The organism is Kluyvera ascorbata (assembly GCF_023195735.1).
In the GTDB taxonomy this organism is placed as follows: Bacteria; Pseudomonadota; Gammaproteobacteria; order Enterobacterales; family Enterobacteriaceae; genus Kluyvera; species Kluyvera ascorbata.
Map to the genome: position 1 here is coordinate 3,110,047 of NZ_CP096201.1, position 15,006 is coordinate 3,125,052.

General features: G+C 51.9%; 15 protein-coding genes and 2 tRNA genes. 7 read left to right on the top strand and 10 right to left on the bottom strand.

The genetic code is table 11. The annotated features are described in order from the left end of the window. The first annotated feature begins 100 nt into the window (after positions 1–100). On the top strand, positions 101–1,261 hold the full coding sequence (gene mdoC / locus MY052_RS14880; RefSeq protein ID WP_035897067.1) for a glucans biosynthesis protein MdoC: 1,161 nt from the start codon (positions 101–103) through the stop codon (positions 1,259–1,261). Here the strand turns inward: mdoC and ymdB are convergent. From ymdB to MY052_RS14895, 3 genes are all read right to left on the bottom strand, one after another. Next, entirely contained in the window at positions 1,258–1,815 is a 558-nt protein-coding gene (gene ymdB / locus MY052_RS14885) for an O-acetyl-ADP-ribose deacetylase (protein ID WP_202216015.1), read from the bottom strand. The two genes, mdoC and ymdB, sit on opposite strands and share 4 nt — an antisense overlap. 71 nt (positions 1,816–1,886) lie before the next feature. Continuing rightward, positions 1,887–2,195 carry a type 1 fimbrial protein gene (locus MY052_RS14890; RefSeq protein WP_147281549.1) on the bottom strand — a complete coding sequence of 103 codons (309 nt, stop codon included), beginning with the start codon at positions 2,193–2,195 and terminating at the stop codon, positions 1,887–1,889. A 316-nt stretch (positions 2,196–2,511) separates the two neighbouring features. Next, entirely contained in the window at positions 2,512–2,898 is a 387-nt protein-coding gene (locus MY052_RS14895; RefSeq protein ID WP_248538987.1) for a hypothetical protein, read from the bottom strand. On the opposite strand from MY052_RS14895, the gene MY052_RS24190 reads away from it, so the two are divergent. Then, positions 2,867–4,363 carry a hypothetical protein gene (locus tag MY052_RS24190; RefSeq protein ID WP_276522976.1) on the top strand — a complete coding sequence of 499 codons (1,497 nt, stop codon included), beginning with the start codon at positions 2,867–2,869 and terminating at the stop codon, positions 4,361–4,363. The two genes, MY052_RS14895 and MY052_RS24190, sit on opposite strands and share 32 nt — an antisense overlap. 881 nt (positions 4,364–5,244) lie before the next feature. Beyond that, a complete protein-coding gene (gene csgD, locus MY052_RS14910; protein WP_202216018.1) occupies positions 5,245–5,892 on the top strand; it encodes a biofilm master transcriptional regulator CsgD in 648 nt (215 codons plus the stop codon). Between the two features lie 72 nt (positions 5,893–5,964). Here the strand turns inward: csgD and MY052_RS14915 are convergent, their stop codons facing one another. The 4 genes from MY052_RS14915 to ghrA all read right to left on the bottom strand — a co-directional run bounded on the left by MY052_RS14915 (position 5,965) and on the right by ghrA (position 8,860). Beyond that, positions 5,965–6,447 carry a DUF1097 domain-containing protein gene (locus MY052_RS14915; protein WP_202216019.1) on the bottom strand — a complete coding sequence of 161 codons (483 nt, stop codon included), beginning with the start codon at positions 6,445–6,447 and terminating at the stop codon, positions 5,965–5,967. A gap of 96 nt (positions 6,448–6,543) precedes the next feature. After that, positions 6,544–7,098: a TorD/DmsD family molecular chaperone gene (locus tag MY052_RS14920; RefSeq protein ID WP_248537305.1), complete on the bottom strand. Its 555-nt coding sequence runs from the start codon at positions 7,096–7,098 to the stop codon at positions 6,544–6,546. Positions 7,099–7,117: 19 nt separating this feature from the next. After that, positions 7,118–7,855 (bottom strand): phosphatase, encoded by a 738-nt coding sequence (locus MY052_RS14925; RefSeq protein WP_035896180.1) that lies wholly within the window; start codon positions 7,853–7,855, stop codon positions 7,118–7,120. 66 nt (positions 7,856–7,921) lie between these two features. Next, the gene (gene ghrA / locus MY052_RS14930) at positions 7,922–8,860 is read right to left on the bottom strand and encodes a glyoxylate/hydroxypyruvate reductase GhrA (RefSeq protein ID WP_202216021.1); all 939 of its coding nucleotides are present in this window, start codon (positions 8,858–8,860) and stop codon (positions 7,922–7,924) included. Positions 8,861–9,120: 260 nt separating this feature from the next. Here ghrA and MY052_RS14935 point away from each other — a divergent pair. Continuing rightward, positions 9,121–9,208 (top strand) — tRNA-Ser (locus tag MY052_RS14935). A 165-nt stretch (positions 9,209–9,373) separates the two neighbouring features. On the opposite strand, the gene MY052_RS14940 is transcribed toward MY052_RS14935, so the two are convergent. The 3 genes from MY052_RS14940 to MY052_RS14950 all read right to left on the bottom strand — a co-directional run bounded on the left by MY052_RS14940 (position 9,374) and on the right by MY052_RS14950 (position 12,844). Then, positions 9,374–10,804 (bottom strand): glycosyltransferase family 39 protein, encoded by a 1,431-nt coding sequence (locus MY052_RS14940; RefSeq protein ID WP_202218135.1) that lies wholly within the window; start codon positions 10,802–10,804, stop codon positions 9,374–9,376. A 211-nt stretch (positions 10,805–11,015) separates the two neighbouring features. Further along, positions 11,016–11,822: an arylamine N-acetyltransferase family protein gene (locus MY052_RS14945; protein WP_123651231.1), complete on the bottom strand. Its 807-nt coding sequence runs from the start codon at positions 11,820–11,822 to the stop codon at positions 11,016–11,018. Between the two features lie 110 nt (positions 11,823–11,932). Beyond that, positions 11,933–12,844: a LysR family transcriptional regulator gene (locus tag MY052_RS14950; RefSeq protein WP_248537306.1), complete on the bottom strand. Its 912-nt coding sequence runs from the start codon at positions 12,842–12,844 to the stop codon at positions 11,933–11,935. 108 nt (positions 12,845–12,952) lie between these two features. Between MY052_RS14950 and MY052_RS14955 the strand changes: the two genes are divergently transcribed. The 3 genes from MY052_RS14955 (at position 12,953) to MY052_RS14965 (ending at position 14,743) form a co-directional block, all read left to right on the top strand. After that, on the top strand, positions 12,953–13,813 hold the full coding sequence (locus tag MY052_RS14955) for a pirin family protein (RefSeq protein WP_202216024.1): 861 nt from the start codon (positions 12,953–12,955) through the stop codon (positions 13,811–13,813). Between the two features lie 19 nt (positions 13,814–13,832). Next, positions 13,833–14,510: an isochorismatase family protein gene (locus tag MY052_RS14960; protein ID WP_248537307.1), complete on the top strand. Its 678-nt coding sequence runs from the start codon at positions 13,833–13,835 to the stop codon at positions 14,508–14,510. Between the two features lie 145 nt (positions 14,511–14,655). Continuing rightward, positions 14,656–14,743: transfer RNA gene (locus MY052_RS14965), tRNA-Ser, on the top strand. Positions 14,744–15,006 lie beyond the last annotated feature (263 nt).

Here is a 15,006-nt window from a genome sequence, read left to right on the forward strand (position 1 = left end):
CTGGAGACAGGTAACCAGAGTTAGTGTAGGGTTGCGAACGAATGTAAACTTTATCGTCTTATCAGGTAAGGCGATTAGTCCGAGAATCGTACCTAACCCTATGAATAACAAACCCGCACAGCGTGAATATTTCCTCGACTCCATTCGGGCCTGGCTGATGCTCCTGGGGATACCCTTTCACATCTCCCTGCTTTATTCCAGCCACACCTGGCATATGAACAGCGCTTCACCCTCCTGGTGGCTGACGTTGTTCAATGATTTTGTTCATGCTTTTCGCATGCAGGTGTTCTTTGTTATCTCCGGCTACTTTTCCTATATGCTGTTTTTACGCTATCCCATGAAAAAATGGTGGAAAGTACGCGTGGAGCGCGTCGGTATTCCGATGCTTACCGCCATCCCTCTTCTGACGTTGCCGCAGTTTTTAATGCTGCAGTACGTTAAGGGTAAGACGGAAAGCTGGCATACGCTCTCTTTTTACGACAAATATAATACGCTCGCGTGGGAACTGGTGTCGCACCTATGGTTCCTATTAGTTCTGGTGGTATTGACCACGCTTGGCATTCTGGCGTTTCGCCTGATGCGCCGCCGTCAGATGCGTAGAAGAACCGATATGTTCGACAATATGTCGATGGCAAAACTCACGTTGATGTTTTTAGCGTTGGGGATCGTTTATGCCGCCATTCGCCGAACGCTTTTCCTGCTTTACCCGCCAATACTTAGCGATGGGTTGTTTAACTTTGTCGTGATGCAGACGCTGTTCTACGTTCCCTTCTTTATTCTTGGTGCGCTGGCGTTTATCCATCCCAAGCTGAAAACGCTGTTTACCACCCCTTCACCGTGGTGCATTGTGGCCGCTTTGTTTGGTTTCATTGCTTACCGCCTGAATCAGCATTTTGGCTCAGGTGAAGCATGGATGTATGAAACGGAATATGTGATTACGATGGTACTTGGGGTATGGATGGTGAACGTGGTGTTCTCATTTGGCCACCGCATGCTGAACTTCCAGTCCGCACGGGTGACCTATTTCGTCAACGCTTCTTTATTTATCTACCTGGTACACCACCCGCTGACGCTGTTCTTTGGCGCCTGGATCATGCCGGCCATCAGTTCGAATACCCTGGGCTTCTTGACCGGCCTGATTTTTGTGGTTGGCTGCGCGTTAATCCTTTATGAGATTCACCTGCGTATTCCTGTGCTGCGTTTCCTCTTTTCCGGTAAGCCGCAGCAAAAGCCCTCAAAAGCGCAGATCGCTAGCCATTAAGTATTGGCATCGTTTGCCAGACCCGGAATATGGGTCTGGCTGAGCAACTGCTGATACAGCTGCGTGGTCTCATCATCAAAACAGACGAAATAAACCACTTCCGGCAGGCTACGACGGGTCAGAAAGGCCGCTACCGTGCTCACCGCAATTTCGGCAGCGTCTTTCGGCGGATAACCATAGGCTCCCGTTGAGATAGCCGGGAAAGCAAGGCTGTGATAGCCATTATCCAACGCTAGCTGCAGACTATTACGGTATGCTTCCTGCAACAAAGACGCTTCATTCTCTCCCCCACCCTGCCAGACAGGTCCGACAGTATGGATGACCGCCTTTGCCTTCAGGTTACCCGCGTGCGTAATCACCGCATGTCCGGGCGGACAGGTTCCCTGCTGCTGGCGGACAACGGCACAGGCTTCCTGCAGCGAGGGGCCAGCGGCACGGTGAATCGCACCATCAACACCACCACCGCCCATCAATGAAGGATTGGCTGCATTGACGATAACATCCACCTCAAGGTGGGTAATATCCCCCTGCAGCACCTGAATTCGTACGGTCATGCTCACTATCCTCTAACTAAGACAGAAATATTGTCTACCATAGACAACGCCGACCGCAACTTCGTTTCAGTCTATTCATAGACCACAGTTAATATCGCAAGTTTTTTTTCAGGGTCGACCCACCTCATGCTTGCGGTCGCTTTTGCATTGGTTAACTTACCCCCTTGCAACAAATCACTAACATTAGTGGTTTGTACTTTGTATTTTCCATTTTCGTAACAGCTCACGTTTATGCGCTGAGAGCTAGACTGGTAGTCGCAAGGAGTCTCAACAATTTGTCCGCGGAAATGAATGATCCCGTCCGAGGCAGCCAATGATGGCGTACTGCTAAGAATCAGCAGGGAGAGAGGTACGGTAAAAGAGTGAAGAAATGTTTTCATGGTAACGCCCCTCATTCAAGATCGTCCGTGAATCTACCCTTCCTGATCTGAAATTCGTGGTGAATACACATTTTGTAAACATTACATTTACATTAGTGTGCTTAGTCTTTGATTTCAAGTATTTTTCTCATAGATTATTTGTATGGTTATGAGCCGCATACCCGATCATCACTCCTCTTTTTATCGTAAAAAAGGCCGTAACCTTTATGGTTACGGCCCAGAAATAATGATGACTAACGGAAGTTACAACCCGCAGCCCCCGGCTGATTGCACAGATTTGCACTGCCTGCATTCACAAAGCTCGACGAATCACTGTTCAAAGAACCAAAATTAATGCTGGTTGTATTACCATTGCCTCCGCTGTTACCACCGTTACCGCTGCCTGTGCTACCACCGTTACCGCCGCCTGTACCACCACCGTTACCGCCGCCTGTGCCACCACCGTTACCGCCGCCTGTACCACCACCGTTACCGCCGCCAGTACCACCACCGTTACCGCCGCCTGTACCACCACCGTTACCGCCGTCTGTGCCACCACCGTTACCGCCGCCTGTGCCACCACCGTTACCGCCGCCTGTGCCACCGCCGTTACCGCCGCCTGTGCCACCACCGTTACCGCCGCCTGTGCCACCACCGGTGCCACCGCCGTGGCCACCATGCCCACCATGACCATGACCACTGCCGTAGCTACCACCGTTACCATCGTGACCGCCCTGGCCACCGTGATCATGATCTCCACCCATACCGCCGCCATGGTGACCGCCGTTGCCGCCGCCCTGGCCACCGTGACCATGATCTCCACCCATACCGCCGCCATGGTGACCGCCACTGCCGCCGCCCATGCCGCCGTGACCTTGACCACCACCTATGCCGCCGCCATGATTATCGCCACTGCCGCCACCCTGGCCACCGTGACCTTGACCACCACCTATGCCGCCACCATGATTACCGCCACTGCCGCCACCCTGGCCGCCGTGACCTTGACCGCCACCTATGCCGCCACCATGATTACCGCCACTGCCGCCACCCTGACCGCCGTGACCTTGGCCACCACCTATGCCGCCGCCATGATTACCGCCACTGCCGCCACCCTGACCGCCGTGACCTTGGCCACCACCTATGCCGCCGCCATGATTACCGCCACTGCCGCCACCCAAGCCACCGTGACCTTGACCACAACCTATGCCGCCGCCATGATTACCGCCACTGCCGCCACCCAGGCCACCGTGACCTTGACCACCACCTATGCCGCCGCCATGATTACCGCCACTGCCGCCACCCAGGCCGCCGTGACCTTGACCGCCACCGTTGCCACCGCCCTGACCGCCGCCGTTGCCACCGCCCTGACCGCCACCGTTGCCACCGCCCTGACCGCCACCGTTGCCACCGCCCTGGCCACCACCGTTGCCACCGCCCTGGCCACCGCCGTTGCCGCCGCCCTGGCCGCCACCGTTGCCGCCACCCTGGCCTCCACCGTTGCCGCCGCCCTGACCACCGCCGTTGCCGCTGCCCTGGCCACCGCCGTTGCCGCCACCCTGGCCACCACCGTTGCCGCCGCCCTGACCACCGCCGTTGCCGCCGCCCTGGCCGCCACCGTTGCCGCCACCCTGGCCTCCACCGTTGCCGCCGCCCTGACCACCGCCGTTGCCGCCGCCCTGACCGCCACCGTTGCCGCCGCCCTGACCGCCACCGTTGCCGCCCCCCTGGCCGCCACCGTTGCCGCCGCCCTGACCGCCGCCGTTGCCGTTGCCGCCGCCCTGACCGCCGCCGTTGCCGTTGCCGCCGCCCTGACCGCCGCCGTTGCCGTTACCGCCGCCCTGACCACCGCCGTTGCCGTTACCGCCGCCCTGACCACCGCCGTTGCCATTGGCGTTGCCATTGCCATTATTTCCACTTCCGTTACCACCGCCTCCATTGCCCTGACCATTCCCATTATTTCCGTTGCCGTTCCCGTTAGCGTTCTGGCCGCTATTGCCGTTGTTACCGTTATTACCGTTACCATTTGCCGCTACGGCATATATTGTGGTTGCTGGGTACAAAACGGTAAGCGCCACCATTATGGCGAGTTGCTTCATTTTCATGATGAGCCCTATCACGCATTATTAGTTGCTGTGTGCTGTTGCCGTAATAACCGAACACTCGTTATGCAAATAAACACCGTTCGGTAATGATCACGACACCCGTTCATTGAATTACAAGTATTCCAGGCGATAAAAGGCAGTACCAACGAAGGTAAAAAATGTCACTTATCAATAGATTAAAATAAATGCAAACATGACATGCAGGCGAAAAAAACAGCCATCCATAAACAACCTATGAAGGTTTTTATTATTAATAAATGTTTAACCTAACGAAATTAAAGGTTTAAACGAATACCTTAAACTTTGTCATTCAACATTTATCTGTATGCGTAACACCATAATAGTTTTTGAAAATATACCGCCTCGCCATACCAATGATATCGCCATGGAATTATGTAAAGCTTCATACACCGATATAATTCATGTTTCGATGCTATACGGATGAGTATGCATATTTGGAAGACATGAGGATCTCATGATAAAGTTTGATTTAATTTTAATATTATCAACCTTTAGTATTAACTACTCACAAGGCACTAGACTCTGATAAGATAACCAGAAAACAAAGCGTTAAAAAAAGGCAGACACAACGAAAGTGTTAAAAGCGATTAATATCACGCAATTTCATCATACATATTGGTTAAGAGAAGGCTGATGGACAATTTATAAAAAACAAAAACATCATGAATTACATAATGTTAACAGCATAACACTCTGTCACGCATAACCATTAAGAAAAGCTGTTAAAAACTTAATAAATAAGTTGTATTTACATCTTGTAATTTATTTTTACATCTTGTTTCATGATTATTTCTTGCTTTAGAAATATCAGCGTCTAAATTTTAAATTAAGCAGACATTCTTTTAATTGCGTATTTTAACATTTGTCAAAACAGCAACCACATTTCAGCAATGCTTAACCAGGTGCCTTTATAATTTTGCCTGCTGTTAGAAATTAGGGGTCTCATCATGCAAAAAGAGCTCAGTTTCACGGACCAGACTCTTTCTCTTATCACAAGGCCGTCGCTCCAGTCCTGTGCGCTTTCTCAGAGTCTGAAAAAAACACTAAGGATGAATAGTAAAATCATCAATATTCATACTGTTAGCCAGGAAAACGTATCACAAGGTATCGTACTCTTTGATATGATTGAAATTGATAAAAGGTTAATAAAGGCCTGGCAGGAAGAACTCTGTAAAATAAATAACGGCATAAAACTCTTACTTTTCAATACTCCTGAAGATTACGCCTATCAGGATATTGAAAGTTGGCCGCATATTCACGGCATATTCTATGCACATGATGAAGAACACTTCTTGATCAAAGGCTTACAAAAAGTGATGGAGGGGGAATGTTACTTCTCACGTAAGCTGGCGAGCTATCTTATTATGAATTCTGGAAATTACCGTTATGATACTCAGGAAAGCACAATCCTGACCTTCAGAGAAAAAGAGATCCTGAATAAGTTGCGCATCGGTGCCTCTAACATTGAAATCGCTCGTTCGTTATTCATTAGTGAGAGTACGGTAAAAACGCATTTATATCATTTATTTAAAAAGATCTCGGTTAAAAATCGGACCCAAGCCGTATCCTGGGCAAACGATAATTTCAAGAGCTAATTCGTCCTACACCAGCAATAAAAAAGCGGCGCCAGGTTTACCCTGTCGCCGCTTTTACTGTTTATGCGCACTCTACAGCACGGACTCCTTCGATGCTGTCGTTCTCGCTCTACGGTTTGCCAACCATAGTCCACTGTTTTTCATCGCATAGCCAAAGATCAATCCCACCGCTAATGATGAAACGACCAGTCGCCAGTTGCCCTGTCCAGCAAAGGTCGCACACGCGCCAATGAAAGTGCCTGGAACAAATGACAACAGCATTTGCTTTGCCTGAATACACATCAAAAACGCGACAATACCCGTTATGACGTAACCAAGAATTTCCAGGTGGGGAGCAAGCGCGCTGCCATAGATAATGACTAGCGCCCAAATAACACCGCTCATCGTCGTACAGGCTGAAACGGCCAATCCTTTCAGACCATCATGCGGGCAGGCAAAATAAGCCGTACAGCCCAAAAATCCGGCCCAGCTCAGTAAACCGAGAGACACGGCAACCCATCCCCAGAGACCGGAGAGAATGCCTGTTGTGATTGCAATAGCTAAGATAACGTTCATAGCGCGCATCTTAGCAGATGCGCGCTATTTTGGTGAGATCACGAGCACACAATGCTCATAACATTAATTTCAGTTGCACTAATTTTGTGATTTAAATCACTCTTTATCTTCTTCCTGTAGCTCATCCCACATCGCCGCAATAGCTTCACGGGTCAGCGGTGCCATCGTACGCCAGAACGCAGTGGTCGCATGAGCTTCAACTTTCCCCAGGAAACTTTCAAACCACGGCAGGATAAAGTCACCAAACAGCGTTTCCAACGCCTCGGTGTCGTCCTCTTCCGCTTTATCTTCAAGCCATGAAGCCGCCAGCAGCAGCGTGCCGATGTGATCGGCAGGACTATCCCCTAATGGCATGCCCCATTCCGTCAGGAATTCACGAACTTCAGCTTCGGTCGCGCCGTCATCCCATGCGCTACGGCACGGTGGTACACGGCAGTCATCCCCCACAAACAGCGCGTTGTAGTCAGCCGCAATCTGCTGAATATCACAGCTTTTTTGCAGACGAGCCAGCAGTTCATCCTGCTCCAGCGGCCAACTCGCCGCCAGCTTTCCATCACGGATCAGCGTGAATAGCGGCACCAACAGCGGATCCTGAGGTTGACGGTAGTACAGGGAGCCAAGCACGCGGCAGATGATTGAAAACTCGTTCATTGGTTAATCCATTCAGTCATTAAAATTCAGCAAATTCAGGAATCGGCGCCATTCCACGCGATTCAAGGAAATTCAGGAAGCGCCGAGGGGTAACGTTGAGGATCCTTTCCGCTGGGAATTCCACAGCATCGAGGATCTTCTGGCATTCGGTAAATTCACCCAGCGTAAAAGCAGTATGCGAGTCAGATCCTAGCGCAAGCCAACCACCGGCATCGCGAACGGCCGCAGCTATTGCACGGCAGTTGCTTTCGCTACCCACGCGGGAACTGACAAAAGAGGAGTTGTTAATTTCCAGCGCCACATGATATTTCGCTGCGGCTTCAGCAATGGCGGGAATATCAACGGGGAATTTCGGGTTACCAGGGTGGCTAATCATGTGGACCTGACCACTTGCCATCGCCGCAATCATCGCCTGGGTATGCGTCTCTTTATCCTGAGGCGCAAACACCGGCTCATGGAAGCCGGCGATGATGAAATCAAGCGACGTTAGCATCGGCCCGGTACAATCGATTTCACCTTCAATGTTTTTGATGTTTGACTCAATACCGCGCAGGATCCCGACCCCATCAACGATGCGTGGCCAAATGCGCATATTCACAAAATGCCAGTAATGCGGAGCATCAGCCATATCGGGGCCATGATCGGTGATGGCAAAGAGTTTAATCCCTTTGCGTTTCGCCTCGGCGATATAGTCATGCAACGTACTGTAAGCATGTGTGCTGGCAACGGTGTGCATATGTAGGTCAACAGGATACATCACATTCTCCTCTCTCGTGATAAGCCAAGGATAGCAGGAAACCCTTGTATTTATTAGCTTGGGACATTAATAGCCGCGAACGCGATCGACCTGTCCGCCGGGCGCTTCACCACGTTCCAGTTGGGTAATGGTCTGCGCGATATAGGCAATGGCCTCTTTTGGCCGCGTCACCGCAGCAACGTGCGGTGTCATCGTTACCCGAGGATGAAGCCAAAGTGGGCTCTCTTTCGGCAGAGGTTCACGACTGAATACGTCAAGCATTGCCGCCTTAAGCTTGCCGCAGTCCAGCGCCGCCAGCAGATCCTCTTCAACCACATGAACGCCACGCGCCAGGTTCAACACATAGCTGTTATCCGGAAGCTGCGATAAATGCTGCTGATTGATGATGCCCACCGTTTCCGCCGTATTCGGCAGTAGGTTTATCAATACCCGCGTTCCTTGTAAAAACGCATTCAGTTCATCTTCACCGGCATAGCTCGTCACCTGCGGCCATTGCTTACGGCTTCGGCTCCAGCATCGCACCGGGAATCCCCACGACAAGAGACTTTCCGCCACTTTTGAGCCGAGTACCCCCGCCCCCATAATACCGATGGTAAATTCTTCTTGCGTATAGTCCGGCAGCGGCTGCCACGTGGATTGACGCTGTAGCGCTTGATAATCATCAAAACGACGGAACCAATGCAGCACCTGGCTGACGGCATATTCCTGCATCTGAATACCCATGCCGGTATCTTCAAGGCGGAATAGCGGAATAGATTCCGGTAGCATTTCCGGATGCGCTTTCAATTTACTGAGAATAGAGTCAACGCCAGCGCCTAGCGCAAATACGGCCTTGAGCTCGCGACCTTGCAGCATTTCTACCGGAGGATGCCACACCAGCGCATAGTCGGCTGGCGCATTATCCCCTCGCTCCCATCCACGAATACGGGCATCTGGCAGTAATTTACTTAGCTCGGCAATCCAGTAAGGGGTATCAAACGTGGGGTGGTAAAAGATGATCTCCATAGTGACTCCTGCTTGTAGCACCGCTATCGGAACGAATGGGTGTTGTTTTTGATTATTTTTGTGGGTTAACAGAATAACAAATTTCTTTTCCCTGTCTCGGAAAATGCGGAGCAGATCGCAAATAATACGATTTATGCCTGTTTAAGAAGCATGTTGGTCGAAGTTTGTATAAACGCACGATTTTTTTAAAAAGTTTATTGACGCTGAAGAGCCTTTTCCCTACATTAGCGCTCGTCCCAGCAACACAGGGATGACAATATGGTGAGGTGTCCGAGTGGCTGAAGGAGCACGCCTGGAAAGTGTGTATACGGCAACGTATCCGGGGTTCGAATCCCCGCCTCACCGCCATATTCTAAGAAGAGCTCGTACGAAAGTACGGGCTTTTTTTTCGCCCATTGTACGCCCCGTTTCCCTTACAAGCATCGAAGCCGTCTGTTTCCCCGGGGTCGGCGTAAACACCTCGCCCGGGCTACGGGATGGTAGCCCGGCCAAGCGCAGCGCCGCCGGGAATGCTTATCTCCCAGCCGGACGCACAAAGGCGATACAAACGGTCTGAACGCCATGAGATGAATCCGTCTGGAAATCGACTGGCATCTTTATATCAATTCGAATGTGCGGCCACTCCTGAAGCGCAGTGCCAAAACGCTCCGTCGAGCACGAGCCCCCTACGCGACCAATAAGGGCTACACCATCGCGCAACAACTGTTCGCGACGAATATCTGCGCTGTAGATATTTGGCTGCGTGGCGTTGTTCCATTTGGTGATGATTTTGGGCCGGGATGGGACGTAAAACGTTAGCCATTCTGCCAGACGCTCCCCACCGACATACCTCAACGGCGTACCGTAGCGTTGATACCAGAGACGGTTTACCGTATCGCTAAACGGGATAACACCGCTCATTTTCTGCCCCGCATTAGCCACGTTGGCATACATCACACCGCTGTAGCCCATGATGACCAGCAGCGCAGCGCTGAGTAAGCTAACAAATACGCTGCGTGGAACGATGACAGAAGTTTGGCTGACGCAGCTAACCATCAACGCCGGTGCCAGAATGAAAAAAGGCTGCAGCCATTCAGTTAATCTGCCGCTGTTGAAGAAGAAAAACCAACAGCAAAGCGCTGTCAGCGGAATCAGGTAGACTCCCAGCACTACCCGACGTTCCCATGACGCAGGCCAGCGTAAGCGCGTGCCGCAAAAATACAAAATCGCGCCAGAAATAAGCAGTGGATAGAAAATGGAGAGCAAGCAGGTAAAAAGCCCCGGGTTAATACCTGGGTGCATTTCTGAATTCACCCAATGCAAAGCGGCAAAGTTATGTTCCTGCAGCCATAGGATATTCGGAGCAATTAACAGTACGCCTAATGCTAACGCACAATACCAGACAGCATGCCGATAGCAGCGACGAATATCCGCTACGAAAAGCGTTGAGAGAAATACAGACCCAACCAGAATCAACGTGGAATATTTTGACATGGTTGCCAGCCCAGCCAGCAGAGCAAAAGCAAGCCACCAATATAGATTTCGGCTAATAGCCAGCAGATAACAATACATCATCCATGGCCATAGCATCACCAACAGATAATTATCGTTGTAGCTAATGATATCAAAATTAATTAGCCCTGATAAATTAAGGGTTAACAATGCAAACCAGGCCAACATGTTACTGCCAGTGAGCCTGTGAGCAAGTACCCAACTACCCACCATGCCTATAGCGATGGCGAGAAAATGCGAAGCATACCAGTAAATATTCGCAGGTAGATAAACCGCAGGCCGCATAACCAGGCCAACCAACCATGGATTTTTTGGAGAGCCCCATTCGCCATTTTGCGCCCAGTTTAGCGCCTCTACAGCATCATAGGGAACCGCAGGGTCGAGCGATACCGTCACGATAGTCCACAGGACGGCATACAACGATGCCCAGATTATTACCAACCGTAAATTCATTATGTTTACCGGGCAGATATTCAACGTATTGATCTTAAAGTTATCCCTCATAAAAAAATATAAACAGCAAATCAATGAGATGTTTATTTATGACGCGCTAAAATAATAAAGATGACTGCGTTATCAAAACAGTTAGCCCTATCTTTTAGAGGTAATAGCTCAAACAGAACAATGCACAATATCTGTTTAAATAATTTCTGCACTATCGTTATCACGGCCCCTCATCCGCAGGTACCTGCACCGCTATCTCTTCCGCAATCCCAAACTGCTCCACCAGCAAAACTTTCTGCTGACGGTGCGACAGCGTGTCGAATATCTCTTTGCCTCTGGCATCCCTGACCACCCGCTCACCTTTCACTATCCCGGTAATCGAATCATGTCCCGCACGGCGGATAAGCAGCGCGCCATCAAAACGGCTACTGTGACGGCTTCGTTCGTGTCGCTGTGGATATTCCGCCGCCGACGCGTCCATGTCTAACAACTGGCAGTCCACCCGCGAGCGACCGAGCGGTTTCCAGTTCACGCACCAGAACCCTTCATCACGGTGTACCCGCGTCCCCCACACTGGGTGCGTAGAATGCCAGGCCTGTAGCGGCAACGGCTGGCCGTGAAGCATCGTGGTATCGACAATAAAGTGCTCATCATTAAGGCGGACGAACAGCGTGCCGTGGCCAGGAGAGTCCGCACTGACCGGTCGAGGTGAGCGCATCGTTGAAAGGCCGTACTGTACGGAAAAACCCACCGCTTTTAACAGCGCATACAATGCACCATGGCTAGCCCAGCAGGTGCCACCGGTTCCAAAGCGCAGCCAATGAGAGAAGAAGTCATCCGGCGTAAAGCCGGGTAAATCACCCGAAATACCCTGCGATACCTGTATTCGCTTGCGGATATTATCGAAGGGCACAGAACGACACCATGTCTGATAAAGCTTCGTCAATCCCGACTCGGTTAGCGCGGGATAGTGGCAAAGCCCCATTTTTTCAAGCACCTGTTCGGCGAGAGCAGGCGCAATGCTCATGTTTAAATTTTGCAAACTCATCATTAACCTGTGGCTTGTCTCAGCCATTCATAGAGAACAACTGAGCATCAATAGCACAAGTTAAGAACAATTGTAAACGAAATGTAAATTCACTCTTCAATCATCAATGCATACTCATCGCTGAGAAAATCTACTAATGCGCGAACCGCGGGTAATAACCCTCGACGGGAGGGGAATACCGCGTGAATCACCTCCCGCTTCGGCTCCCACTCATCCAGCACACGCACCAGCGAGCCATCAGCCAGCTGGTCTTTCGCCATCAGGATAGGCAACTGCACGACGCCAATGCCTGCGACCGCCGCCTCACGCAGCGCGAGCATGTCGCTGGTAATCAATCGCGGCGTGAAGTGGACCTCGGCCTTCGCACCGTTCGGCCCATTCAGCGACCAACGATGAACATGCTTTCCTGCCGAGGTACTTAACCCCGGCCAGCGGCTCAGCTCATCAGGCGAGAGCGGTTTACCCATCGTTTCCACCAACCGAGGGCTCGTCACCAGGCAATGCCCACGGTCTGCCAGAACGCGCATCACCAGGTCACTATCATCAAACGGTCTTGGCCTGACGCGAATCGCCACATCGACCCCTTCCGCCACCAGATCCACTCGGCGATTGGTCGCTTCAAGCTGAATCTGTACGCCGGGATAGCGCGCCATAAAACGCGCCAGCATTGGCCCGACGTGCACATGCAGCAATGTCACTGGACAGGTTATTTTGACGCAACCTCGCGGTTCCACCTGCAGTACGGCAATCGCCTCCTGAGCCGCTTCCGCCTCTATCAGCATCGCCTTACAGTGCTGGTAAAACGTCTGCCCCACTTCCGTCACCGTGAACTGACGCGTGGTGCGATGAATTAGCCGCACACCAAGCTGTTCTTCCAGCTGCGCAATGCGTCGGCTGAGCTTTGATTTTGGGATATCCAGCGCGCGTCCCGCCGCGGCAAAGCCGCCGTTATCCACCACGTGAACAAACCACGCGAAATCATTGAGATCCTGCATGACCACCTCATCGTTCTAATTTTGCAACAGTGTAGGTCAATTCCGCTATCTAGCGAGCTATTAAATCCAAATATAAGCTAATCCACATCAAAGCTCACTACGCAGGAGAAACAAATGAAACAGATTACGGGTGTGTATACCGCGCCACGTCCGCACTGGGTGGGTGATGGCTTCCCGGTTCGTTCGTTACTTTCCTATCAGTCTCACGGTGAAAGCCTGAGCCCTTTCCTGCTGCTCGACTATGCAGGGCCGTACAGCTTCCCGGCAGATGGCGCTATGCGAGGGGTGGGAGAACATCCACACCGCGGGTTCGAGACGGTCACTATCGTCTACGCCGGTGAAGTGGAACATCGGGATTCCACCGGTAAAGGCGGTGTGATTGGCCCGGGTGACGTGCAGTGGATGACCGCTGGTTCCGGCATTCTGCATCAGGAATTTCACTCGGCGGAGTTTGCCCGTCGTGGCGGCGAACTGAAGATGATCCAGCTGTGGGTCAACCTGCCGGCGAAAGACAAGATGGCCGCGCCGGGCTACCAGAGTATTGAAGCCACGGCCATTCCAACGGTGGAACTCCCGGATAACAGCGGTTCGCTACGGGTGATTGCCGGTCGCTACGAGGAAAAAATGGGCCCGGCGAGCACGTTCTCACCGCTTAACGTCTGGGATATGCAGCTTCGTGAAGATAAAGAGATGACCTTTGAGCAGCCGGAAGGCTGGAGCACGGCACTCGTCGTGCTGGAAGGGAGCATAACGGTTAACGGTGAAACCCGCGCCCAGGAAGCGCAACTGGTCGTGTTAAGCCAGGAAGGTAAACGCGTGCACCTGCATGCCAGCCATGACGCCAAAGTGCTGGTGCTGGCAGGCGCGCCGCTCAATGAACCGATTGTCGGCTATGGCCCCTTCGTGATGAACAGTAAAACCGAAATCGATGAAGCGATTCGCGATTTTAACTCCGGCCGTTTTGGTCAGATCTGATAATAGAGAGGTGAATAACATGTCTACTCCAGCAAATTTCAACGGTGCACGCCCAGTGATTGATGTGAACGATGCGGTAATGCTACTCATCGACCACCAGAGCGGTCTGTTCCAGACGGTTGGCGATATGCCGATGCCAGAGCTGCGCGCTCGCGCTGCTGCACTGGCAAAAATGGCAACCCTTGCCGGTCTGCCGGTGATCACCACCGCGTCGGTTCCACAAGGCCCCAATGGTCCGCTGATTCCGGAAATCCACGAAAACGCGCCGCACGCACAATATATTGCACGCAAAGGTGAAATCAACGCCTGGGACAACCCGGAGTTCGTTGCTGCCGTGAAAGCAACGGGACGTAAAACCCTAATTATTGCCGGGACGATCACCAGCGTCTGCATGGCCTTCCCGGCTATTGCTGCGGTCGCTGACGGTTATAAGGTGTTTGCCGTCATCGACGCTTCGGGTACCTACAGCAAAATGGCGCAGGAAGTCACTCTGGCCCGCGTGGCGCAGGAGGGCGTTGTACCGATGGATACCGCAGCCGTCGCTTCCGAACTACAGCGCACATGGAATCGCCCGGATGCCGCCGAATGGGCCGAGGTGTACACCAAAATCTTCCCAGCGTACCAGTTGCTGATTGAAAGCTACGCAAAAGCGCAGGACGTCGTGAAGCACAGCGAACAGCTTGATTCCCAGCGTTAACTCTCCTGCCCCACCGCTTTTGGATGGGGCAGTGTTCATTGCTTAACCGAACGATTAATAAATCTGAATTTATGCTTGACCGTTTCAGGTCAACTCCCTATAGTAGCGCCCCGTTGACCACCTACGGTGAGCAGCAAAACAATATGGTGAGGTGTCCGAGTGGCTGAAGGAGCACGCCTGGAAAGTGTGTATACGGCAACGTATCCGGGGTTCGAATCCCCGCCTCACCGCCATATTTTAAGAAGAGCTCGTACGAAAGTACGGGCTTTTTTTTTCGCATGTTGCACGCCCGCGGGGATGAGAATCCCGGACCGGGTTCGACAACTGGCGCAGCCAGTTGGACAGACTGAGAGCGCAGCGAACAGGCTGCCCGAAGGGTGAGCGAAGCGAGCTAATCCCCCTCACCGCCATGTTTTTAGAAGAACTCGTACGAAAATACGGGCTTTTTTTCGCATGTTGCAGCCTGCGGGGGATGAGGATCTACGGTTCTAAAAAT